Annotated in this window: 21 protein-coding genes; 10 read left to right on the top strand and 11 right to left on the bottom strand. The window is 66.7% G+C overall.

Going from position 1 to position 21,552, the window contains the following annotated elements:
• Positions 1–6 precede the first annotated feature (6 nt).
• Complete coding sequence (locus QZ749_RS05345) at positions 7–432, top strand: DUF1841 family protein (RefSeq protein WP_296944147.1); 426 nt, start codon at positions 7–9, stop codon at positions 430–432.
• Between the two features lie 86 nt (positions 433–518).
• Here QZ749_RS05345 and QZ749_RS05340 read toward each other — a convergent pair whose 3' ends face one another.
• Together QZ749_RS05340 and QZ749_RS05335 are read right to left on the bottom strand one after the other, a co-directional pair.
• On the bottom strand, positions 519–866 hold the full coding sequence (locus tag QZ749_RS05340) for a cytochrome c (protein ID WP_296944145.1): 348 nt from the start codon (positions 864–866) through the stop codon (positions 519–521).
• A 20-nt stretch (positions 867–886) separates the two neighbouring features.
• Entirely contained in the window at positions 887–1,231 is a 345-nt protein-coding gene (locus QZ749_RS05335) for a cytochrome c (RefSeq protein ID WP_296944143.1), read from the bottom strand.
• Between the two features lie 185 nt (positions 1,232–1,416).
• Between QZ749_RS05335 and QZ749_RS05330 the strand changes: the two genes are divergently transcribed.
• Genes QZ749_RS05330 through QZ749_RS05320 form a run of 3 tightly spaced genes read left to right on the top strand, consistent with a single transcriptional unit; the run spans position 1,417 to position 4,052 of the window.
• Positions 1,417–2,280 carry a MoxR family ATPase gene (locus tag QZ749_RS05330; protein ID WP_296944140.1) on the top strand — a complete coding sequence of 288 codons (864 nt, stop codon included), beginning with the start codon at positions 1,417–1,419 and terminating at the stop codon, positions 2,278–2,280.
• On the top strand, positions 2,277–2,870 hold the full coding sequence (locus tag QZ749_RS05325) for a GNAT family N-acetyltransferase (protein WP_296944136.1): 594 nt from the start codon (positions 2,277–2,279) through the stop codon (positions 2,868–2,870). The genes QZ749_RS05330 and QZ749_RS05325 overlap by 4 nt, the downstream gene beginning before the upstream one ends.
• Before the next feature lie 12 nt (positions 2,871–2,882).
• Positions 2,883–4,052, top strand: a complete 1,170-nt coding sequence (locus tag QZ749_RS05320) for a VWA domain-containing protein (protein ID WP_296944134.1) — start codon at positions 2,883–2,885, stop codon at positions 4,050–4,052.
• Positions 4,053–4,193: 141 nt separating this feature from the next.
• Here QZ749_RS05320 and QZ749_RS05315 read toward each other — a convergent pair whose 3' ends face one another.
• Entirely contained in the window at positions 4,194–4,796 is a 603-nt protein-coding gene (locus QZ749_RS05315) for a CPBP family intramembrane glutamic endopeptidase (RefSeq protein WP_296944131.1), read from the bottom strand.
• A 154-nt stretch (positions 4,797–4,950) separates the two neighbouring features.
• Here QZ749_RS05315 and QZ749_RS05310 point away from each other — a divergent pair, with 154 nt between their 5' ends.
• The gene (locus QZ749_RS05310) at positions 4,951–6,147 is read left to right on the top strand and encodes a cation:proton antiporter (RefSeq protein WP_296944128.1); all 1,197 of its coding nucleotides are present in this window, start codon (positions 4,951–4,953) and stop codon (positions 6,145–6,147) included.
• Positions 6,137–7,279, top strand: a complete 1,143-nt coding sequence (locus QZ749_RS05305; RefSeq protein ID WP_296944126.1) for a YbdK family carboxylate-amine ligase — start codon at positions 6,137–6,139, stop codon at positions 7,277–7,279. Before QZ749_RS05310 ends, QZ749_RS05305 begins: the two co-directional genes overlap by 11 nt.
• A 27-nt stretch (positions 7,280–7,306) precedes the next feature.
• On the opposite strand, the gene QZ749_RS05300 is transcribed toward QZ749_RS05305, so the two are convergent.
• Entirely contained in the window at positions 7,307–8,503 is a 1,197-nt protein-coding gene (locus QZ749_RS05300; protein WP_296944123.1) for a citrate synthase family protein, read from the bottom strand.
• A 115-nt stretch (positions 8,504–8,618) separates the two neighbouring features.
• On the opposite strand from QZ749_RS05300, the gene QZ749_RS05295 reads away from it, so the two are divergent.
• Positions 8,619–10,169 (top strand): hypothetical protein, encoded by a 1,551-nt coding sequence (locus QZ749_RS05295; RefSeq protein ID WP_296944121.1) that lies wholly within the window; start codon positions 8,619–8,621, stop codon positions 10,167–10,169.
• Positions 10,170–10,257: 88 nt separating this feature from the next.
• Here QZ749_RS05295 and QZ749_RS05290 read toward each other — a convergent pair whose 3' ends face one another.
• The 3 genes from QZ749_RS05290 to QZ749_RS05280 form a co-directional block, all read right to left on the bottom strand.
• On the bottom strand, positions 10,258–10,626 hold the full coding sequence (locus QZ749_RS05290; RefSeq protein ID WP_296944118.1) for a hypothetical protein: 369 nt from the start codon (positions 10,624–10,626) through the stop codon (positions 10,258–10,260).
• A gap of 114 nt (positions 10,627–10,740) precedes the next feature.
• Positions 10,741–11,199 (bottom strand): DUF305 domain-containing protein, encoded by a 459-nt coding sequence (locus QZ749_RS05285; protein ID WP_296944115.1) that lies wholly within the window; start codon positions 11,197–11,199, stop codon positions 10,741–10,743.
• A 100-nt stretch (positions 11,200–11,299) separates the two neighbouring features.
• Positions 11,300–12,277: a gamma-glutamyl-gamma-aminobutyrate hydrolase family protein gene (locus tag QZ749_RS05280; protein WP_296944112.1), complete on the bottom strand. Its 978-nt coding sequence runs from the start codon at positions 12,275–12,277 to the stop codon at positions 11,300–11,302.
• 283 nt (positions 12,278–12,560) lie between these two features.
• On the opposite strand from QZ749_RS05280, the gene QZ749_RS05275 reads away from it, so the two are divergent.
• Together QZ749_RS05275 and parC are read left to right on the top strand one after the other, a co-directional pair.
• Complete coding sequence (locus QZ749_RS05275; protein ID WP_296944110.1) at positions 12,561–14,558, top strand: DNA topoisomerase IV subunit B; 1,998 nt, start codon at positions 12,561–12,563, stop codon at positions 14,556–14,558.
• A gap of 168 nt (positions 14,559–14,726) precedes the next feature.
• Positions 14,727–17,057 carry a DNA topoisomerase IV subunit A gene (parC, locus tag QZ749_RS05270; RefSeq protein WP_296944108.1) on the top strand — a complete coding sequence of 777 codons (2,331 nt, stop codon included), beginning with the start codon at positions 14,727–14,729 and terminating at the stop codon, positions 17,055–17,057.
• 93 nt (positions 17,058–17,150) lie between these two features.
• Here the strand turns inward: parC and QZ749_RS05265 are convergent, their stop codons facing one another.
• The 3 genes from QZ749_RS05265 to QZ749_RS05255 form a co-directional block, all read right to left on the bottom strand.
• Positions 17,151–17,663, bottom strand: a complete 513-nt coding sequence (locus QZ749_RS05265) for a hypothetical protein (RefSeq protein WP_296944107.1) — start codon at positions 17,661–17,663, stop codon at positions 17,151–17,153.
• 146 nt (positions 17,664–17,809) lie between these two features.
• Positions 17,810–18,367, bottom strand: coding sequence for a hypothetical protein (locus tag QZ749_RS05260; protein WP_296944105.1), 558 nt, complete (start codon positions 18,365–18,367; stop codon positions 17,810–17,812).
• Between the two features lie 117 nt (positions 18,368–18,484).
• Entirely contained in the window at positions 18,485–19,915 is a 1,431-nt protein-coding gene (locus tag QZ749_RS05255) for an IgA Peptidase M64 (RefSeq protein ID WP_296944102.1), read from the bottom strand.
• 133 nt (positions 19,916–20,048) lie between these two features.
• Here QZ749_RS05255 and QZ749_RS05250 point away from each other — a divergent pair, with 133 nt between their 5' ends.
• Complete coding sequence (locus QZ749_RS05250) at positions 20,049–21,113, top strand: alpha/beta fold hydrolase (RefSeq protein WP_296944100.1); 1,065 nt, start codon at positions 20,049–20,051, stop codon at positions 21,111–21,113.
• Between the two features lie 330 nt (positions 21,114–21,443).
• Here QZ749_RS05250 and QZ749_RS05245 read toward each other — a convergent pair.
• Positions 21,444–21,552 (bottom strand): IS3 family transposase (locus tag QZ749_RS05245; RefSeq protein ID WP_296944544.1); only part of this gene is annotated, 109 nt, incomplete at its 5' end.

Raw genomic sequence — 21,552 nt, 5'->3', positions numbered from 1 at the left:
CCCGCCATGTTCACCCCTTCATCCCACGACGTGCGCCGCTTCTTCTGCGACGCCCTGCGCAAGCGCCGCGCCGGCGAGATCCTGACCCCGATGGACGCGATCGCGGCCGACTGGATCGACCAGCACCCCGAATACCACGAGGAGCTGGCCGATGCCGAGGAAGCGGTGGCGCGCGACTATTCGGTCGAGGGCGGCCGCGCCAACCCCTTCCTGCACCTGTCGATGCACCTGTCGATCGCCGAGCAGCTGTCGATCGACCAGCCGCACGGCATCCGCGCCGCCTTCGAGGCGCTGGCCGCGCGCATCGGCGAACACGATGCGCACCACGAGATCATGGAATGCCTGGGCGAGATGATCTGGGCCTCGCAGCGCAGCGGCCTGCCGCCGGATGCCCAGGGCTATGTGGAGTGCGTGCGCAAGCGGGTGCGCTGACGGCGTCGTCCCGGCGCAGGCCGGGACCCAATCTGCAGGCACGCCACGAACTTGGACCCCGGCCTGCGCCGGGGCGACGTGGCTGCTTAGCGCCGCACCACCAGCGGCCCCGGCAGGCCGTGCAGGTAGGCCGCGATGTCCGCCATGTCCTTGTCGGACAGCGGCTGGGCCATGCCGGCCATGATGGCGTTGTTGCGGCCGTTGATCACCTTGCCGCCGCGCTTGTAAGCGGCCAGCGCGTGCTTGAGGTAGTCGGCGTGCTGGCCGGCCAGCTTCGGGTAGGTGGGGTCGATCGGGGTCTTGTAGTCGGCGCCGTGGCAGGACGCGCAATTGTATTTCTTGGCCAGCGCTTCGCCGTTGGCGACATCGCCGGACGCCGCGACGGCGTTCATGGACAGCGCTCCGAAAGCCAGCGCGAGCATCGTGTTCTTCATGGCGTCTCCTCCTCGCATTCTTATTTCGGGCTGGCCGGGGTCTGCTGCGAATAATAGGCGGCGATGTCGGCGATGTCCTGGTCGGACAGGCTGGCGGCGATGCCCTGCATCGACGGATGGCGGCGGTCGCCCTTCTTGTAGGCGTTCAGCGCTGCTTCGATGTACTTGGCGGACTGGCCGCCGATCATGGGAACCTGGTAGACCTCGGGGAACGTCGCCTTGTAACCGGGAATGCCGTGGCAGCCGATGCATTGCTCGATCTTGTTCGGCGCCGCCTTCGGATTGGCGACGATGTCCGCCGCGTCCGCTGCGCCGGCGCCGGTGAGGGCGGCGCCGAACGCGAGTACTGCTAAAGAATTTTTCATGGTTGGCAATCGTTAGGGTGGTTCGAATACCGCAACTGCACAAAAACTTAGCATTTGTACTACGACTGGCCGATTCTATATGAGAACCATGGCACAGTCTACAAAGCAACAATCTCCCGCCCGCGGGCGCGGCGCCGGGCGTTTGGCATATACTCGATGGCATTTTCCCACTACCGCGCCGACCCATGACCGCCCCGAACGCCGCACCACGCTTCGCAGGCAGCGACCACTACGTCGCCACCGACGACCTGAAACTGGCGGTCAACGCCGCCCTCGCGCTGGCGCGGCCACTGCTGATCAAGGGCGAGCCCGGCACCGGCAAGACGATGCTGGCCGAGGAAGTCGCGGCCGCGCTGGGCATGCCGCTGCTGCAGTGGCACGTCAAGTCGACCACCAAGGCCCAGCAGGGCCTGTACGAATACGACGCCGTCTCGCGCCTGCGCGATTCCCAGCTCGGCGACGAGCGCGTGCGCGACATCCACAACTACATCGTCAAGGGCGTGCTGTGGCAGGCCTTCACGGCCCCCGCGCCGGTGGTGCTGCTGATCGACGAGATCGACAAGGCCGACATCGAATTCCCCAACGACCTGCTGCGCGAACTGGACCGCATGGAGTTCTACGTCTACGAGACGCGCGAGATGGTCGTGGCCAGGCACCGGCCGCTGGTCATCATCACCTCGAACAACGAGAAGGACCTGCCGGACGCCTTCCTGCGCCGCTGCTTCTTCCACTACATCAGGTTCCCGGACCGCGACACGATGGGCGACATCGTCAAGGTGCACTTCCCGCACCTGAAGCAGGACCTGCTGGCCGCGGCGCTGCAGAGCTTTTACGAACTGCGCGAGGTGCCGGGCCTGAAGAAGAAGCCGTCGACCTCGGAATTCCTCGACTGGCTCAAGCTCCTGCTGGCCGAGGACATCCCGGCCGAGGCCCTGCGCAGCCAGGACGCCCGCGCCGTGGTCCCGCCGCTGCACGGCGCCCTGCTCAAGAACGAACAGGACGTCGGCCTGTTCGAACGCCTGGTGGCGATGGCGAGGCACAACCGATGATCCGCGTCGACCCGGTCACCCTGGAGTTCAACGGCATCCGCCTGGAGCCGCTCGGCCCGCACCACGCCGACGGCCTGCGCGCGGCCGCCTGCGACGGCGAACTGTGGAACCTGCGCGTGACCTCGGTGCCGGAGCCGGACAACGTCGATGCCTACATCCGCAAGGCGCTCGAGATGCCGGACCGGCTGGCCTTCGCCGTCGTCGACGCCGCCAGCGACGCCGTGGTCGGCAGCACCAGCTACCACGACATCGTGCCCGCGGTCGACCGCGTCGAGATCGGCTGGACCTGGTACGCCAGGAGCCGCCAGCGCAGCCACGTCAACACCAGCTGCAAACTGCTGCTGCTGTCGCACGCCTTCGACACGCTGGGCTGCGCCGTCGTCGGCCTGCGCACCGACAATTTCAATCGCGCCTCGCAGGCCGCGATCGAGCGCCTGGGCGCGAAGAAGGACGGCACGATCCGCCATTCGGCCCTGCGCCGCGACGGCACCGTGCGCGACACCGTCATGTACAGCATCGTGCGCGGCGAGTGGCCCGAGATCAAGTCGCACCTGCACGACCGCCTGGAACGCCACGCCCGCGCGGCGTGACGGGATGCCGCGATGCTGATCGACTTCTTCTTCACGCTGCGCGACGCGAAGGTCCCGGTCTCGATCAAGGAGTTCCTGACCCTGCTCGAGGCGCTCGAACGGCAGGTGATCGCCCCCTCGCTGGACGAGTTCTACCACCTGGCGCGCCTGGTGCTGGTGAAGGACGAAGCCCATTTCGACAAGTTCGACCGCGCGTTCGGCGCCTATTTCAAGGGCATCGACGCGGTGTTCGATACCAGGGCCGAGATCCCGCTCGACTGGTTGCTGAAACGCCTGGAACGCGAGCTGACGCCGGAGCAGAAGGCGCAGCTGCACAAGCTCGGCTACGACAAGCTGATGGCGCGCCTGCGGGAACTGCTGGAAGAACAGAAGGAGCGCCACGAAGGCGGCAGCAAGTGGATCGGCACCGGCGGCACGTCGGCGTTCGGCAATGGCGGGGCCAATCCGGAAGGCATCCGCATCGGCGGCCAGGGCGGCCGGCGCAGCGCGGTCAAGGTGTGGGAGCAGCGCAGCTACCGCGACTACGACGGCGAGCGCGAGCTGGGCATCCGCAACGTCAAGGTGGCGCTGCGCCGCCTGCGCCGCTTCGCGCGCCACGGCGCCCTTGATGAGCTGGCGCTGGACGAGACGATCCGCTCGACCGCGAACAACGCCGGCTGGCTCGACATCCGCATGCAGCCGGAGCGGCGCAACCGCATCAAGGTGCTGATGCTGCTGGACGTGGGCGGCAGCATGGACGACCACGTCGAGCGCACCGAGGAACTGTTCTCGGCGGCGAAGAGCGAGTTCAGGCACATGGACTTCTTCTACTTCCACAACTGCGTCTACGACTACCTGTGGAAGAACAACCGCCGCCGCCACGCCGAGCGCTTCCCGACCTGGGACGTGCTGCGCACCTACCCGCCCGACACGCGCCTGATCTTCGTCGGCGACGCCACCATGAGCCCCTACGAGATCCTGGCCCCGCACGGGTCGGTCGAGTACGACAACGACGAGGCCGGCGCCGAATGGCTGGCGCGCTGCTGCGCGGCGTTCCCGAAGTTCGCCTGGCTCAATCCCGAGCCGGAACACCTGTGGCAGTACCGGCAATCGGTGTCGATCGTCCGGCAGATCGTGGGCGGGCGCATGTTTCCGGTGACCCTGGACGGGTTGGAGCGGGCGATGCGTTTATTGAGCAAATAGGCCGCTGGCCTGCATGCATCTGGTGCGCACGGGGTGCGCACCCTACGGGCTCCGGCAAACACCGGGGGCAGAGCCCGTTGAAAAACAAAACCGGACGCTGCCCCCTCCGTAGGGTGCCCACCCCGTGCGCACCATGCCGGATCAAATGGCGCGCCGCTGGAGCATGCTGCGCACGGCGAGCAGCCCCACCACGTCGATCCACAGGTGCACCAGCATCGCCGCCACCAGCCCCACGCGCGCGAACACGAAGCCGAGCACCACGCTGCACAAGAAGATCCCGCCCGCCTGCACCAGCGTGGCCCGGTCCAGCTTGCGGAAGCGGTACACCGGCACGTGCGTCGCGACGAACAGCAGCGACGCGATCCACACGCCCACGAACGGCTGCAGCGCGGCGCGGAACAGCATCTCCTCGCCGACCGCCGCAGCGATGCTGATCCACAGCGGATTCAGGCCGCGCAGGTCCAGGCGCGCATAGGTCTCGACCGTGCGCGCCGTCGAGGCCGACTCCTTCGTCAGGCGGAACAGCGCGTAGGACGCGAGCGCCGCGACCAGCGCCAGCACGTGCCCCACCAGCAGTTGCGACAGGATCGGCACCGGTCCCGTGAACACGGCCTTCGGGTCCTTCTGCAGCCAGATGAAGGGCGCGGCGACGACGCACATGCCCAGGCCGGTCAGCAGTTGCGCGGTCAGCCCGATCTGCGGGCGCGTGGAAGGGGCGGCGGGGGGCGGTGCGGGCTTGTTCATGAAGGCGATCCGGCGTCGTAAAACCCGTCATTTTAGCCGAGCGCAAGCCGCCCTCTTCCGCCATTCCTACACGCAATCGTGCGCACGGCCCCCTCTTGTAGAATCGGCTCGGACACCGAACATGCATTTTTGACAAATACGAGAGGGGAAAGGCATGCCTGAATTGCTGGCCATCCTGACCAGTCTTGCCTGGCCGTTCGCCATCACCGTCGCCTGGCTGGTGGGCGAATTCGGCCAGCGCTGGACCGGACTGCCGCGCATCAGTTTCTACGGCCTCGTGGGCTTCGTGCTGGCGGCGCCCCAGGTGGGCGTGCTGCCGCCGCCGGGCGTCGGTCCGATGCTGCTGCTGGCCGACGTGGCGTTCGGCCTCGTGCTGTTCGAACTGGGCTACCGCATCAACCTGCGCTGGCTGCGCAACAATCCCTGGATCGGCGTGGCCGGCCTGGCCGAGGCGCTATTGACCTTCGTCGTGGTCTACCTGGTCGCGGACGGGTTCGGCGCCTCCGACATCAATGCGCTGATGCTGGCCTCGCTGTCGATGGCGACGTCGCCGGCGACGCTGGTGCGCGTGATCAACGAGCAGCGCAGCTCGGGCCAGGTGACCGAGCGCGCCATGCACCTGTGCGCGCTGAACTGCGTGCTGGCCGTGTTCGCCTTCAACGCCACCGTCGGCCTGTGGATCTTCCGCACCTTCGAGGACGTCGGCGAAGCCCTGTGGAACAGCTTGGTCGTGCTGGGCGTGTCGGCGTTCACGGGCGTCGTGTTCGGCCTGGTCGTGCCGGCCGTGCTGCGCCTGCTCGGCAAGCTGGCCCAGGATGCGACCGTGGCGTTCGCGCTGGCCGTGATCCTGCTGGTGTCGATCACCTTCACGCTGGGCCTGTCGCCGGTGGTGGCGGCGCTGGCGTTCGGCCTGATGGCGCGCCACCGCCGCGTCGCCTTCAGCCAGGCGCAGCGCAATTTCGGCGCGCTCGGCGAACTGCTGACCGTGGTGCTGTTCGTGTTCGCCGCCTCGACCCTCGACTGGCAAAAGGTCTGGGCCGGCGGCGCGCTGGCGCTGGCCCTGGTCGTGGCGCGCCTGGCGGCCAAGACGCTGGGCGTGATGGCCTTCGCCCACCTGTCCGGCATCTCGTGGCGCAAGGGCGCGCTCACCGGCGTGGCGCTGGTGCCGCTGTCGGTGTTCGTCGTCATGCTGCTCGAGCACGCGCGCCTGGCCGGCATCCAGGTGGTCGAGGAATTGCGCGCCGTCGCCGCCGTCACCATGCTGCTCGAGGTGTTCGGCCCCATCCTGCTGCAGCGCGCGCTGGTATGGGCGCGCGAGGCGCCGGAAACGGAGGACCGCCATGCCGCTTGAAGCCTTCGCCAGCTCGCAGGCACTGACCTTCGGGGTCGAGCTGGAACTGCAGCTCGTCAGCCTGTCCGACTTCGACCTGACGCCCGCCAGCACGGACTTGCTGCACCTGCTGCGGCGCAAGCCGTTCCCGGGCAACGTCACGCCCGAGATCACGGAGAGCATGATCGAGATCAATTCGAGCGTGCACACGTCCTACGGCCCGCTGCTGGCCGAGCTGCTCGAGATCCGCGACACGCTGGTCGCCGCCAGCGACGTGCTCAACATCGGCATCGCCGGCGGCGGCACGCACCCGTTCCAGCACTGGTCGGAGCAGCGCATCTCGTCCAAGCAGCGCTTCCAGGAACTGTCGTCGCTGTACGGCTACCTGGCCAAGCAGTTCACCGTGTTCGGCCAGCACGTGCACATCGGCTGCGCCAGCGGCGACGACGCGCTGTACCTGCTGCATGCGCTGTCGCGCTACATCCCGCACTTCATCGCGCTGTCGGCCTCGTCGCCGTTCGTGCAGGGCCACGACAGCGGCTTCGACTCGGCGCGCCTGAACTCCGTGTTCGCCTTCCCGATGAGCGGGCGGGCGCCGTTCACCCTGCGCTGGGACGACTTCGCCAACGTCTACTTCGCCAAGATGGAGCGCACCAACATCATCCGCAGCATGAAGGATTTCTACTGGGACCTGCGGCCCAAGCCCGAGTACGGCACCATCGAGCTGCGCGTGTGCGACACGCCCTTGAGCGTGGAGCGGGCGGCGGCGCTGGCCGCCTACCTGCAGGCGATCTGCCGCCACCTGCTGGCGCGCCGCGACACGGGCGCCGGCGAGGCGCCGTGCGAGGACGACTACCTGGTCTACAACTACAACCGCTTCCAGGCCAGCCGCTTCGGCCTGGACGGCGTGATCACGCACCCCAGGACCTACGAGGCGATCGCGATCCGCGACGACATCCTCGCCACCGCCAACCTCGTCGCGCCCGACGCCGAGGCGCTGGGCGGCATGGACGCGCTCGCGCACATCGCCGCGGCGGCCACGGACGGCAACGACGCCAGCTTCCTGCGCGGCCAGGTCGAGCGCCAGGGCAGCGCCGAGGGCATGGTGAATGCGGCGATCCGGCGCTTCCGGGGGGAGCGGCGCACGGTGTGAGTCTTCATGGTGGACAGCGCCTGCGCGTCAGAAGCGGCCCACATAACGGGCGCGCGGCCTGATCAACGCATCTTCGGCGATCTGCTCGGCCGCGTGGGCAATCCAGCCGGCCGAACGCGCCAATGCGAACAGGATCAGGGGTGCCGCGTCCGGCCAACCGAATACCAGTTGCATCGCCGACAGCGCCAGGTCCAGGTTGGGCGACATGCCGCGTCGCGCACCTTCATCGATGCCGAGCGCAATGATTGCACTCGCCTCCGGCACGGTGGACGAGAGCGGCGACAAGCGTTCAAGCAGGAAGCTGGCGCGCGGATCGCCGTCGGGGTACAGCGGATGCGTGTAGCCGTTCGGAGCGGAACCGTCCGCCGGAAAATGACCGGCAACGACCTGCGCGGGCGATGGTGCGGCCAGCGCGGTGTCGAGCATTGCCTTGACCGACTGGATGCTGCCGCCGTGCTTGGGTCCGGATAACGCGGCCAGACCGGCGCCCAGCGTTGCCGCCAGACTCGCGCCCGTCGAGGCGGCGCAGCGCACGGTGAAGGTGGATGCATTGAGTTCGTGCTCTGCCAGAATGACCAGCGCGGCGCGGATCAGATCGCATTCGGCCGGCGTTGCATCCCATGCCCGCCCGATCTGCTGGTGCAGTGGCAACGACGACAATGTCGTGCCCAGCAAGGCACCTGCCAGCAGGCGCATCAGCACCGGCCCCTGGCGCAAGATGGCGTCGACGTCGTGCGTGGGCGTCGCCAGGCCATGTCCCAGCACAGGCAACCATGCCATGGCGCGCTCCAGGGGACCGATGGCGCCCGTCACGGCGCGCAGGCTGTCGAACGGTCCGGTCGGCAATGCCGGGGAGGTATCGCCGAAATAGTCGTGCCGGGCATGATTCCAGAGCAGGCACGCGACGTCTTCCAGGCTCGCTTCGGCGGCCAGCACGACGACCTCGTGGCCACGATAGTAGAGCCGCCCCTCGTCGATACGGGAAATGCAGGTTTCCAGCACCGGCACGCCCCAATGCATCGAGGCTTCGGCGAGGTGGCCGCCGCGTTTGCCATCGGCCTTGCGCGCGGCGAGGCGGAGCACCGGCTCCCGCGGGTAACGCTTGCCGCGCGCGCCCGCCGGGCCGACGGCCGTCAGCAGGCCGCGGCTCACATAGGAGTACAGGGTTGCCACGCTGATGCCCAGGATGGCGGCGGCTTCCGGCGCCGACAGATCGTCATTCATCGTGCAAATGGATTTATCTTCATATCGATTTCCGGAATCAAGATTGACCCGATAAAACCCTTGTCCCTAGACTCGTCGTTGTCGAATGATGCCTGTCGAGGATGGAAAAGCATAGATGCGCAAATTATTACTTTTGATCATATCGGGTCTGGTTTCCGGTGTCGCGATCGCGGCCACTCCGGTCTTTCCGGGCGGTCCAGGAGAATATGACGTCGGCCTGCGCCTCGTGCAGTTCCAGGACCGGTCGCGCGCCTACCCTGGAAAGATCGACCTCCTGACCGGCGCGCCCACGCAGGGCGAACGGTGGCGCCCGATCCAGGCGCTGACGTGGTATCCGGCGCGGCGCGGCACGGGTACGGCCCTGCGCTACGCGGACTACGTGCGCACGGCCGCCACCGAAGAACATTTCGGGCTGGAGGCCGCCGCGGTCGATCGTTTCGTGCTCACCTACATGCAAGACAATTATCCCATCCTCGATGCCGGGCAAAACAAGGCCGCGCTGGCGCAACCCATGCTGGCCCGGCGCGACGCCCGGCCCGCTGCCGGGAAATTTCCGATCGTGATCTATGCGCCAGGGTCAAGCATGTCCGCGCACGAAAATGCCGACCTGTGCGAATACCTTGCCAGCCACGGCTACATCGTCATCGCCAGTCCCAGCCTCGGAACGCACACGCGCAGCATCGACCTCGACCTCGATTCCGCCGAGTCGCAGGCACGCGACATCGCATTCCTGCTGGGTTATGCCGAAACCCTGCCGCAGGCCGATATTCGCCATGTCGCGGCGATGGGCTACAGCTTCGGCGGCCTGGCCAATGTGCTGGCCGCGGCGCGCGACGACCGCATTTCCGCGCTGGTTTCGCTCGATGGTTCAGTTCGTTACTTCCCTTCCATCGTGAAACAGGCCACGTATGCAACGCCAGAACGACTGGCGCTGCCGATGCTCTACCTGGGCGGCAAGCCGTCCAATGCGGAAGCCATGAACCGGGCGAAGGAAGTGGCGGCAAGCTATAGCCTGATGAACCAGATGAGGTATTCGGACCTGTACAACGTCACCATGTACACGATGGAGCACGCGGCTTTCCAGGGCGAGTCGCTGCGGCTGGGCCCCGAGGAGCGCTTCGGCGAATATTCACGCGAAGACGCCTTGCTCGCCCACGGCTGGATGGGACGCTATGTGCGCGCTTTCCTGGACGCCTACCTGCGTGGCGATGCCTCCGGCCTGGCCTTCCTGGCCAACAAGCCCGCGGCCAATGCGGTGCCCGCGCACCTGCTGGCAGTGGACGTGCACCGTGCCGAAGGCGAACCGGCGACGCTGGCGACGATGGCCACGCACTACGCCCGCCAGGGATACCGGGACCTGGCGACGCTGTACCGCGGCATGCACGAACGCGCTCCCGGCTTCAAGCCCGACGAGCGGGCCCTGATCGCGTGGGGCGAAAAGTTCCTGGAGGCGGGACGGTATGCCGAAGCGACCGACATCTACCAGCTCGCGACCAGCCTTTATCCGGACAGCGGGCGCGCGGTGTTCTACCTTGCGCTGACCTACGACAAGAAACACGATGACGTGCTGGCGCTCGAGGCATACCGGCGCGTGCTGGGGTTCTGGCCCGACCAGGCGGAAGCCAGGCAGGCGATCGCCAGGCTCGAGGCCCGTTCCGGGCGATGAACGATCTTGCCCCGGCCGCAAGGCGCAACGCCGCCGCCGGCCATTCGGCCGGCATGGCGTCGATATGGCGTCGATCCTGCGCCGATGTTCAGCCGACAAAAGCGGGGGCCGCGCCCGCCTCGGTCTTGCGCGCCACCGGCCGCAGGATGCGCGCCAGCAGCGGGCGCTTGGGAACGGGCGCCGGCAGGCCGCTGTCGACCAGCGCGGCCCATTGCGCGCTCAGTTGCTCGCAGGTGGCGCGCAGCACCGGGTCGGCGTCCGGCAGGCGCGCCAGCGCGTGCAGGTGGCGCTCGATGACGGAGGCCAGCCTGACGCAGGGGCCGCCGTCGCGCGCCTGGCCGGCGGCGCTGTTGACGGTGTAGTGGGACATCAGGTGCAGCAGCGACGCCACCATCAGCGCATGCCGGGAGCCGGGCGTGGCGGGCAGGCGTAATTCATCCAGAAAATCGTCGTCCATATCACCTCCTTGGCTGGGTTGATCTCGACGGCCAATAATTGATAATGATTCTCATTACGATTATGACCGGAGATCAAGGCCGATGCAAGCGCATTTCAGCCGTGCGAGGCTGTCTCAGTGGCGGCGCTCGATGTCCTGGATGAGGAACTTCATTTCGGCGATTTCCTTCTTCTGCGTCGCATCGATGCCGTCGGCCAGCCGGCGCACGCGCGGGTCGCGGATGCCGGCGCGTTCGCTGGTCAGGATGGCGATCGAATGATGCGGAATCATCGCCTTCATGTAGGCGACGTCGTCGACGGTCGCCTGGCTGCGCACGAGCCACAGAGATGCGCCGAACACGGCCGCGCTGGCGAGCAGGATGCCGACGTTCGCGGCCTTGTTCGGATACATGTTCCACATGAATGCCAACATCACCACGGCCATCGTGGCGCCCATGATCAGGGCCATCCATGCGCGCGTCTGGCTGAAGAAGATGTGGTCCGCCGCATAGACGTTCAGGTACATCAGACCATACATGATGACGGTGCCGGCCAGTATCATCCAGCCGAACGTGCTGTACTTCATCGCGGGCATACGGGTTTCCTGCCGATCCGGGGCGTGGTTCATCGTGGTCTCCTTTCCATTCGAATGTAAAGGAACAAGCCCACCGGTGAAGCACGCTTGCCGACTGGAATCAGAGCCGCGTCTCGCGCGCCGCGCGCAGGAATTCGTCGAGCACCGGCGTGCAGTCGAGCAGGTCGCCGCCGGTGGCGCGGTGGAATTCCGGGTGCCACTGCAGGCCCATCACGAAGGGCGCGCGCTGGTAGCGGATCGCCTCGACGACGCCGTCGGGTTCCGACATCGCTTCGATGTGGATGTCGCGGCCGAGTTCCTTGACCGCCTGGTGGTGGATCGAATTGACGACCGCGCGCGACACGTTGGGGAACATCTTGCCCAGCGACGAGCCGGGCGGGAACACGATGTCGTGGCGGTGCGCATCGTAGATGTCGTGCACGTGCGGCTGCGAGCCCGGCAGGTTGGTCGCCACGTCCTGGTACAGGCTGCCGCCGAAGGCCACGTTGATCAACTGGCAGCCGCGACAGATGCCCAGCACCGGCTTGCCGGCATCGACGAACTCGTGCAGCAGTTCCAGCTCGTAGACGTCGCGCGCGCGGTCGCCGTTCCACTCGGGGCGGGTGGGCGACTCCGAATAGGTCATCGGCGAGACGTCGGCGCCGCCCTGCAGCACAAGGCCGTCCAGGTGGCGCGCGTAGTGGCGCATCGTGATGTTGCTGGGATGGAGCAGGCCGTTGGTATTCACGGTCGGGACCATGAACACCAGCACGTCGCGCGACATGACCCACTGGGCGATCGACTCTTCGAGGTATTGCAGGTTCTTGCTGCGCAGGCCCGTCGAGCCCGACTCCGGGTGGAAGATGCGCGCCGACACGCCGATGCGCAGCGTGCGCCGCATGAAGTCGCGGCTGAAGCGCTCGGACAGCGCGCGCCAGCGCGACCGCAGTACCCGTCCCGCCAGGTTCAGGGGCGTGTCGCCGGAGCGGAGGTAGCGCGATGCACCTCCATTGGCACGCCGGTCCGGCACCCGCGGAGGGCCTGAATGGCCGTCCAGCGGCGGGCCGGCAGTATCGCGCTTGTCATTGTCCTCTGCCATGATTCCAATATATCCTCGCCCACGGCCGCGCACGATTCGGATGTGTAAAAAATGTCGTTTTGGCACGGCCACCTGTCGCTGCTCGGCAGCAAACCGGATTTGCGGGCGGGCGCCACGATCCTCATATCGCTTGCAAACTTGCGTCAGGCAGGCAAAAATACTGTATTTCCATACAGTTTATTGTTCAAGATCGTGCCGTCTCCCGCATGCATGCGGTCCCTTATTTTCCGCGCGACAAGATAGAATGCGCAGGCATTCGCCTCCGAATTACCTAGATAACAGCATGGCCACCAAGAAAACCGCACCCGACTACAGCGAATCCTCCATCCGCGTCCTGAAGGGACTGGAGCCCGTCAAGCAGCGCCCGGGCATGTACACCCGCACCGAGAACCCGTTGCACATCATCCAGGAAGTGATCGACAACGCCTCGGACGAGGCGCTGGGCGGCCACTGCAAGAACATCGCGGTGACGATGAATGCCGACGGCTCGATCACCGTCGAGGACGACGGCCGCGGCATCCCGGTCGGCATCCACCCGGAAGAAGGCGTGTCCACGGTCGAGATCGTATTCACCCGCCTGCACGCCGGCGGCAAGTTCGACAAGGGATCGGGCGGCGCCTACGCGTTCTCGGGCGGCCTGCACGGCGTCGGCGTGTCGGTGACCAACGCGCTCTCGAAGCGCCTGGAAATCACCGTCTGGCGCAAGGACGACCAGGGCAACGGCCAGCACCACCTCGTGTTCGCCGACGGCGACGTGATCGAGCCGCTGACCTCGAGCCCGGCGGAACGCGGCGGCAAGAAGAACGGCACGCGCGTCACGGCCTGGCCGGACGGCAAGTACTTCGATTCGCCGAACATCCCGATGGCCGAGCTGCAGCGCCTGCTGCGCTCGAAGGCCGTGCTGCTGCCGGGCGTGACCGTCACGCTCACCAACGGCAAGACCGGCGACGTGCAGACCTGGCGCTACGACGAAGGCCTGCGCGGCTACCTGACCGAGGCGCTGGCGCAGAGCGCGAACGGCCAGACCCTGATCCCGCTGTTCGAGGGCGCGCAGTACGCGGCCGCCGGCGACGAGGGCTTCGCCGAGGGCGAAGGCGCGGCCTGGGTCGTGGCCTGGACCGAGGAAGGCGCCGTCGTGCGCGAATCCTACGTCAACCTGATCCCCACGCCGAGCGGCGGCACCCACGAATCCGGCCTGCGCGACGGCCTGTTCGGCGCCGTCAAGAACTTCGTCGAGATGCACTCGCTGCTGCCCAAGGGCGTGAAGCTGCTGCCCGAGGACGTGTTCGCGCGCGTGTCGTTCGTGCTGTCGGCCAAGGTGCTGGATCCGCAGTTCCAGGGCCAGACCAAGGAACGCCTGAACTCGCGCGACGCCGTCAAGCTCGTCTCGACCTTCACCAAGCCGCCGCTCGAGCTGTGGCTGAACCAGCACGTCGAGTACGGCCGCAAGCTGGCCGAGCTCGTCATCAAGCAGGCGCAGTCGCGCCTGCGCTCGCTGCAGAAGGTCGAAAAGAAGAAATCCTCGGGCGTGGCCGTGCTGCCGGGCAAGCTGACCGACTGCGAATCCTCGGACATCACCCGCAACGAACTGTTCCTGGTCGAGGGCGACTCGGCCGGCGGTTCCGCCAAGATGGGCCGCGACAAGGAATTCCAGGCCATCCTGCCGCTGCGCGGCAAGGTGCTGAACACCTGGGAAACCGACCGCGACCGACTGTTCGCCAACAACGAGATCCACGACATCGCGGTGGCGATCGGCGTCGACCCGCACGGCCAGGACGACAATCCCGACCTGACCAACCTGCGCTACGGCAAGATCTGCATCCTGTCCGATGCGGACGTCGACGGCTCGCACATCCAGGTCCTGCTGCTGACGCTGTTCTTCAAGCACTTCCCTGCCCTGTTCCGCAACGGCCACATCTGCGTGGCGCGTCCGCCCCTGTACCGCGTCGACGTGCCGGCGCGCGGCAAGAAGCCGATCCAGAAGCTGTACGCGCTGGACGACGGCGAACTGATCGCGATCGAGGACAAGCTCAAGAAGGAAGGCCTGAAGGAAGGCACGTGGAGCATCTCGCGCTTCAAGGGCCTGGGCGAGATGAACGCCGAACAGCTGTGGGAAACCACGATGAACCCGGACACCCGGCGCCTGCTGCCCGTCGCCTTCGGCGACTACGGCCTGGCCGAATCGTCGGCGCGCTTCAACATGCTGATGGGCAAAGGCGAGGCTGCGGCCCGCAGGGCGTGGCTGGAAGAGCACGGGAACGAGACCGAGGCCGACATCTGATCCGGCTGGTGATGGTGGGCACGGGGTGCCCACCAACTGCACCAAGACGTGACATTGGGCCCCGGCCTCCGCCGGGGCGACGGTTTTGAGGCCGCGACGACAAGCCCGTAGGGTGGGCACCCCGTGCCCACCAACTGCACGCCCGACCGAATACGAACACATACCACCATGAGTCAAGCAAACCTCTTCGAACAACAAAACGCCCCCTCGGACGACGACGCCGAGAAGCTGACCCTTTCCACCTTCGCCGAGCGCGCCTACCTGGATTACGCGGTCTCGGTCGTGAAAGGCCGCGCGCTGCCGGACGTGGCCGACGGCCAGAAGCCGGTGCAGCGCCGCATCCTGTACTCGATGAACGAACTGGGCCTGGGCCCGACCGCCAAGCCGCGCAAGTCCGCGACCGTGGTCGGCGACGTGCTCGGTAAACTCCACCCGCACGGCGACCAGTCGGTCTACGATGCGCTGGTGCGCATGGCCCAGGACTTCTCGCTGCGCTACCCGCTGATCGACGGCCAGGGCAACTTCGGCTCGCGCGACGGCGACGGCGCGGCGGCGATGCGCTACACCGAGGCGCGCCTGACGCCGGTGTCGCGCCTGCTGCTCGACGAGATCGACATGGGCACCGTCGACTTCCAGCCGAACTACGACGGCTCCAGCGAGGAACCGCGCACGCTGCCGGCGCGCCTGCCGATGCTGCTGCTCAACGGCGCGTCCGGCATCGCGGTCGGCATGGCCACCGAGATCCCGTCGCACAACCTGCGCGAGGTCGCCAGCGCGGCGGTCGCGATGATCCGCAACCCGAAGATCACCCACGCCGAGCTGATGACCCTGGTCACCGGCCCGGACTACCCGGGCGGCGCCCAGATCATCACGCCGGCCTCGAACATCGCCGACATCTACGAGACCGGCCGCGGCTCGCTCAAGGTGCGCGCGCGCTGGACCATCGAGGAACTGGCGCGCGGCCAGTGGCAGCTGGTCGTCACCGAACTGCCGCCGGGCACCTCGTCGCAGCGCGTGCAGGAAGAGATCGAGGAGATCACCAACCCGAAGATCAAGGTCGGCAAGAAAACCCTGCTGCCCGAGCAGCTGTCGCTCAAGCAGACCTTCCTGCTGGCGCTGGACACGATGCGCGACGAATCCGGCCGCGACGCGCCGGTGCGCCTGGTGTTCGAGCCGAAGTCGAAGAACCAGGACAAGACCGAGTTCGCGCTGATGCTGCTGGCGCACACCTCGCTGGAGACCTCCAGCCCGATCAACCTAGTGATGATCGGCGGCGACGGCCGTCCGCGCCAGAAGGGCCTGTCGGAGATCCTGCAGGAGTGGATCGACTACCGCTTCGTCACCGTGCGCCGCCGGACCGAGTTCAGGCTGGGCAAGGTCAACGACCGCATCCACATCCTGGAAGGCCGCGAGACGGTCCTGCTGAACATCGACGAGGTCATCGCCATCATCCGCAACGCGGACGATCCGAAGGCCGCGCTGATCGAGCGCTTCCGCCTGTCCGAGCGCCAGGCCGAGGACATCCTCGAAATCCGCCTGCGCCAGCTGGCGCGCCTGGAAGCGATCAAGATCCAGCAGGAGCTGGCGGAACTTCGCGGCGAAAAGGAAAAGCTGGAAGACATCCTGAACAACCCCAGCTCGATGAAGCGCCTGATCGTGCGCGAGATCGAGGCGGACGCCAAGCAGTACGGCGACGCGCGCCGCACGCTGATCGAGGAAGCGGCCAAGGCGGTGGCCGAGCAGAAGATCGTCGACGAGCCGGTGACGGTGATCGTGTCCGAGAAGGGCTGGGTGCGCGCGCGCACCGGCATCGGCCACGACCCGGCCCAGTTCACCTTCAAGGCCGGCGACTCGCTGGGCGCGACCTTCGAGTGCCGCACGGTCGACACGCTGCTGTGCATCGGCGACAACGGCAAGGCCTATTCGGTGCCCGTGAACGCCCTGCCCGGCGCGCGCGGCGACGGCGTGCCCATCACGACGCTGGTCGACCTGTCGGGCGGCGGCCGCATCCTGTACTACTTCGTGGGCCAAGCCGAGACGCGCCTGCTGCTGGCGACGTCGACCGGCTTCGGCTTCATCGCCAAGGCCGGCGACATGGTCACGCGCCTGAAGGGCGGCAAGTCCTTCATGACGCTCGACGCCGGCGCGGTGCCGCTGGCGCCGCGCGTGGTGGCCGACAGCGCCGGCGCCATCGCCTGCCTGTCGGAAAAGGGCCGCGTGCTGGTGTTCGGCATCGACGAGATGAAGGTGCTGACCAACGGCGGCCGCGGCGTCACGCTGATGGAGCTGGAACCGAAGGAAACCCTGCTGGCGGCGCAGCCGATCACCCAGAAGGGCGTGAACGTGATCGGCACCTGGGCCGGCGACAAGCCGCGCACCGTGGAGCTGTTCGCATCGGGCCTGGAGCCGCACTTCGGCAAGCGCGCGCGCAAGGGCAAGCCGCTGTCGGCCAAGCTGAAGGCGAAGGACCTCGCGATGCGGCAGACCGACGCCGGTTGACGTTACGGGCGGATCGCTGGTGCGCACGGGGTGCGCACCCTGCGCGCAAAAAAAAACGGACCCGCGGGTCCGTTTTTTTGCGCTGCGTGCTGCTTACTTGGCGGCGTCCTTGTGGGCTTCGGCCACGGCTTCGGCGCGCTTCTCGTTGCCCTTGGCGTGGGCCTTGGCCTTGTCGGCGTTGGCGTCGGCGATCTTCTTCTGGGCCTTTTCGTCGGCCTTGATCATGGTCTTCTGGGCGTCGTAGGTAGCGTCGGCGGTTTTCTTCTCGGCCTTCGCCGCAGCCTTGGCGCGGTCTTCCGGATCGGCGTCGGCGACCTTCTCGTTCGCCTTGGCGATCTTCTTGTCGGCCTTCGCCTGTGCGTCGGCCTTCTTCTCCGAAGCCTTGGCGCTGGCCTTGTTGATCTTCTCGTCCTGCTTCGCCATTTCCTTGGCTTCCTTCTGGTCGGCCTTGGCGATGTCCTTGTCGGCATCGGCGTTGCCGGTGGTCGACGATGCGGTGGTGCCGGTGGCGCTCATGCCGGCGGCGGTGGACACTTGCGGCTGGGTCTGGGCATAGACCGAGGTAGCGAACAGGCCGGCGATCAGGGTAGCGAGCAGTTTGTTCATGGTGGTTCTCCTTGACGTTTATGGTGGGTGGCGCCGGGCGCCGTTTTGTTGTTTCTGTACTGACAGATTAGGCGTGGGGCCGTTTTATCTCTGTTCGGCAACTCACTTAGCGATACCGGCTTTTGTTAAAGTTGTGACAAAATTTTTCAGCGGTTGCCGCCGTCGCTGCCGTTGGCGCGCGCGTCCATCTTGCGCTCGGTTTTCTCCTTCACCTGCGCGCGCTTTTCCCTGGCGGCCTGCGCCGATTCGGCGGTCTTCACGCGGCTGCCTGCCGGCTCTTTCACGGCGGTGGAATTGGCGTCGATGATTTCCTGCTCGGCCTTGGTGCCGGCCTTGCCGCGGCCGCCCGTGGCCGGCGCGTCGGCCTCGCGCGAGTTCGGCGCGGTGGTATTGGTCGCCTGGGCGTTGACGTTGTCCGCCTTGCCCGGCGCCACGCCGATCACGGCCGTGCTCTTGCTGGTGACCTTGCCCTTGGCGTCGATGCCGGCGGCCGTCTGGCCGGTTTCGGCATGCGCCGAACCCGTGTTCGCGCTGCCATCGGTGTTCAGGCCGGTGCCCGAGACGCCGGCGGCGGTGGTGTGGTGGCCGGAGACGGCCTGGCCGATCGGCGCCGAGGTGGCCGAGCGTTTGTCGTTGTCCTTGGTCTGGGCGTAGGCGCCGGAGGCCAGCAGGCCGCAGAGGAGGGTTGCGAGGAGCTTGTTCATGGTGATTCCCTTTCCAGTCCAATCTGTTCTCATAGATGTTGGAAAGAGGATAAGACTGCCGCCCCCTGGCAATCTGTACGACAACGCACCCTGGGGTGCGCCGCCGCCACGCGTTTGTTACCGGGTGTTTCCGGGCTTCCCGGCGTACAGGTCGATGATGTCGCCGATGCCGTCCCGGCAGACCGGGCAGAACCGCTCGCTGCGGTCGAACATGATGCACTGCATCGCCGGACGGTAATAGCCGCTGGCCTCGTAGTTCGCCCCTTCGAAGGCGCCGACGGCCTCGCGGTAGGACGCCCTGGCGAACAGGGCATTGGTCGTCGCCAGGTCCTGCCGGAACAGTGCGCTCATCTCGGCTTCCGGCCGGTTGGCCGCGCGCAGCGCCGCGCGCTGCGTCTGGTAGGCGCGCGAATGCGTCTCGTATTCCTGCTTGGGCCACGGCGTGGGCAGCGGCGTGCCGGCCCGGACGTGCTGCTTCCACTTCAGCCTGGCCGGATCGCGCAGCGCCGTCACGTTCGGCTCCCACGGCTCCATGCGCGCCGCGCTCGACTGGTAGGCGACGGGCGAGGTGTAGTACTCGTCGGCGAGGCCGGCGAAGTGGTGGCCGAACTCGTGCACGAACAGGTAATCGGCCCAGTCGTTGCTCGCCGCCGCGGTGCTGAACTGCCCGAAGATGCCGCCGCCGCCATAGGTGTCGTTGTTGACCAGGATTTCGATGAATTCATAGGGCGCATGCTGGGCGATGTCGCGCAGCGCGCGGTTGTCCAGCGCCAGCACGTAGCGCTCGCTGCCGAAGATGTCGTAGCGCGTCCCCAGCGCCGACGCGTGATGCACGCCGGTGGAGGGCCGCGACACGCCCGATTCCTGGGTCGGCACCGCCATCGCCCAGACGTTGAAATCGTCGGCGCGTTCCTTGAACGGCGACACGGCGAACAGGTGGCCGGCCAGGCGGCGCGCATCCTGCTCGAACTTCTTCATGTCGGCCTGCGTGTAGCCGTCGCCCAGGATCAGGAGATCGACCTTGTCCGGCGAGGCGCCGCTCACCTTGACCGGGATCGGCCTGGCGAGGCCGGGCGGCTGCTTGCGCACGACGTCCGGCGCATCGGTATCGACGTCGACGCTCCACGCCACCGAGAACTGGTTGCGCTCGTCGCGCCTGAGGATGCGCACGCGCACCGGGCGCTCGGGTTTCGGAAAGCGCACGGACTCGTGGAAGGCACGGCTGACCTTGCCGGCCTCTTCCGTCGTCTTCCATTCGCCGAAGATGGTGGAAAAGTCGCGCGAATACAGCAGTGCGCCCGTCTTCGCATCCACGACCTCGACGCGGTTGTTGCCGCGGTTGGTGTCGTCGAGCGTCCGCGCCATGCTGCCGGGCCAGGGGAGCGGCTCGACCAGCACGCGGTCGATCGCGTACTGCTCGTCCAGGGCGTTGCCGCTGTGGACGTAGTCGAGGCGGATGGTGGCGGGCTGCGGCGATGCGGCCCAGGCGTGGACGGCAAGGGCCAGCAGCGGCGCGGCGGCCGGCAGGCGGCGGAACAGCGGGGTCATGGCGCTCCTCGGGAGATGAGTAAGCCGGCATTGTAGCCCCGGCGCTGGCGCCTGGACCGGATGATGCAATATGCATTGACTTATCTTCCTGGCAATCGGTACGATGGTGGATTACGCATGCAAAGGAGTCACCGTGCCACGCCAGTCCCGCCTGCTGTCCCCGTTGCTCTCCCTGAGCTGCCTCCTGCTGGCCCATGGCGCCGTCCGGGCCGCCGACGACCTCGCCGACACCGTCTGCACCACGCCCGGCAAGCCCGTCGACGAACAGGGCTACGTGACCATCGGCGGCATCGAGCAATGGGTGCGCATCAAGGGCGCGAGCTGCGCCAACCCCGTCCTGCTGCTGGTGCATGGCGGTCCCGGCAATCCATTGACGCCCTACGCCGACAACATCTACAAGGCCTGGGAACAGGACTTCACGATCGTGCAATGGGACCAGCGCGGCGCCGGCAAGACCTGGGAACGCAAGCCGATCGACGAGGACACCCCGCTGACGATCGACCTCTTGCGCGACGACGGCATCGCCGTCACGCGCTACGCCGCCGGGCGCTTCGGCAAGCGCCAGGTGATCCTGATGGGCGGCTCGTGGTCGTCGGCGCTGGGCGTCCACATGGCCAAGGGCAGCCCGGCGTCGTACTGCGCCTTCGTCACGACCGGCCAGCTGGTGCAGGGTTTCGCCCAGCGCGACAGCTACGACGCCACGCTCTCGCAGGCGCGCGCGGCCGGCGACAAGGACGCGGTCGAGAAACTCGAGAAGCTGGGCCCGCCGCCCTGGACCGACCCGCGCAACCCGGGCATCCTGCGCCGCGTGACGCGCAAGTACGAGGCGATGAGCACGGAGCCGGCGCCGAAGTCGTGGTGGACGCCGTCACCGGTGTACGCGACCCCGTCCTACGAGAAAGCGTACGAGGCCGGCGAGGATTATTCGTGGCTGCAGTTCGTGGGCATGCACGGCGACGGCATGGCGTCGAAACTCGACCTGTACAAACTGGGACCGGACTTTGCGATGCCCGTGTACATGGTGCAGGGGGCGCAGGATCTGGTGACCATGCCGGCGCAGGCGAAGCGCTACTTCGATACGATCAAGGCGCCCCGGAAGGAATTCGTGCTGGTCGAGCGGACCGGGCACGATCCGAATGTGCCGATGCTGGCGGCGCAGTATCGCTTGCTCAAGGAGCGGGTTGGCGAGTGCAAATAAAGCGGCTGATTGTACGGTAGTGTGTTAGGGGCGCGCGATCAGTCAATGCACGAGTCGCATCAGCGCTTGCACGTTTGAGCGCTGCGCCAGTACCGGCGAAAGTCGGGTCTATTTCAGTAATGTAGCGGAGGCTGCTTTTCTGAGCTGCCTACACGGCAGTGAACGCTCGTTGCATGGGGGATCTCCCGTTATCTCTTTTCTGAGCTGCCTACACGGCAGTGAACAAACGAGTCGCGACGAACATCGACGTATTCCTTTTCTGATCTGCCTACACGGCAGTGAACCCTGCGCCTCGCCATCGAGACCTTTTCCTGAATCGCCACGAGTTTTCTAGACACTCGACAGCCGCTGAAAATACTGCTTCTCATACTCGACCGGCGACAGGTCATTGCTGAAGCTGTGCCGCCGCTTTGGATTGTAGAACATCTCGATATAGTCA

Source organism: uncultured Massilia sp. (assembly GCF_913773735.1).
Lineage (GTDB): Bacteria > Pseudomonadota > Gammaproteobacteria > Burkholderiales > Burkholderiaceae_D > Telluria.
Note: the sequence above shows the minus strand (reverse complement) of the source record. Positions and strands in the feature narration are given on the sequence as shown.

What these genes read in the sequence shown, in the direction of transcription:
- QZ749_RS05345 (WP_296944147.1), top strand. Translation starts at nt 7, where the DNA reads ATGTTCACCCCTTCATCCCACGACGTGCGCCGCTTCTTCTGCGACGCC.
- QZ749_RS05340 (WP_296944145.1), bottom strand. Translation starts at nt 866, where the DNA reads ATGAAGAACACGATGCTCGCGCTGGCTTTCGGAGCGCTGTCCATGAAC.
- QZ749_RS05335 (WP_296944143.1), bottom strand. Translation starts at nt 1,231, where the DNA reads ATGAAAAATTCTTTAGCAGTACTCGCGTTCGGCGCCGCCCTCACCGGC.
- QZ749_RS05330 (WP_296944140.1), top strand. Translation starts at nt 1,417, where the DNA reads ATGACCGCCCCGAACGCCGCACCACGCTTCGCAGGCAGCGACCACTAC.
- QZ749_RS05325 (WP_296944136.1), top strand. Translation starts at nt 2,277, where the DNA reads ATGATCCGCGTCGACCCGGTCACCCTGGAGTTCAACGGCATCCGCCTG.
- QZ749_RS05320 (WP_296944134.1), top strand. Translation starts at nt 2,883, where the DNA reads ATGCTGATCGACTTCTTCTTCACGCTGCGCGACGCGAAGGTCCCGGTC.
- QZ749_RS05315 (WP_296944131.1), bottom strand. Translation starts at nt 4,796, where the DNA reads ATGAACAAGCCCGCACCGCCCCCCGCCGCCCCTTCCACGCGCCCGCAG.
- QZ749_RS05310 (WP_296944128.1), top strand. Translation starts at nt 4,951, where the DNA reads ATGCCTGAATTGCTGGCCATCCTGACCAGTCTTGCCTGGCCGTTCGCC.
- QZ749_RS05305 (WP_296944126.1), top strand. Translation starts at nt 6,137, where the DNA reads ATGCCGCTTGAAGCCTTCGCCAGCTCGCAGGCACTGACCTTCGGGGTC.
- QZ749_RS05300 (WP_296944123.1), bottom strand. Translation starts at nt 8,503, where the DNA reads ATGAATGACGATCTGTCGGCGCCGGAAGCCGCCGCCATCCTGGGCATC.
- QZ749_RS05295 (WP_296944121.1), top strand. Translation starts at nt 8,619, where the DNA reads ATGCGCAAATTATTACTTTTGATCATATCGGGTCTGGTTTCCGGTGTC.
- QZ749_RS05290 (WP_296944118.1), bottom strand. Translation starts at nt 10,626, where the DNA reads ATGGACGACGATTTTCTGGATGAATTACGCCTGCCCGCCACGCCCGGC.
- QZ749_RS05285 (WP_296944115.1), bottom strand. Translation starts at nt 11,199, where the DNA reads ATGCCCGCGATGAAGTACAGCACGTTCGGCTGGATGATACTGGCCGGC.
- QZ749_RS05280 (WP_296944112.1), bottom strand. Translation starts at nt 12,277, where the DNA reads ATGGCAGAGGACAATGACAAGCGCGATACTGCCGGCCCGCCGCTGGAC.
- QZ749_RS05275 (WP_296944110.1), top strand. Translation starts at nt 12,561, where the DNA reads ATGGCCACCAAGAAAACCGCACCCGACTACAGCGAATCCTCCATCCGC.
- parC (WP_296944108.1), top strand. Translation starts at nt 14,727, where the DNA reads ATGAGTCAAGCAAACCTCTTCGAACAACAAAACGCCCCCTCGGACGAC.
- QZ749_RS05265 (WP_296944107.1), bottom strand. Translation starts at nt 17,663, where the DNA reads ATGAACAAACTGCTCGCTACCCTGATCGCCGGCCTGTTCGCTACCTCG.
- QZ749_RS05260 (WP_296944105.1), bottom strand. Translation starts at nt 18,367, where the DNA reads ATGAACAAGCTCCTCGCAACCCTCCTCTGCGGCCTGCTGGCCTCCGGC.
- QZ749_RS05255 (WP_296944102.1), bottom strand. Translation starts at nt 19,915, where the DNA reads ATGACCCCGCTGTTCCGCCGCCTGCCGGCCGCCGCGCCGCTGCTGGCC.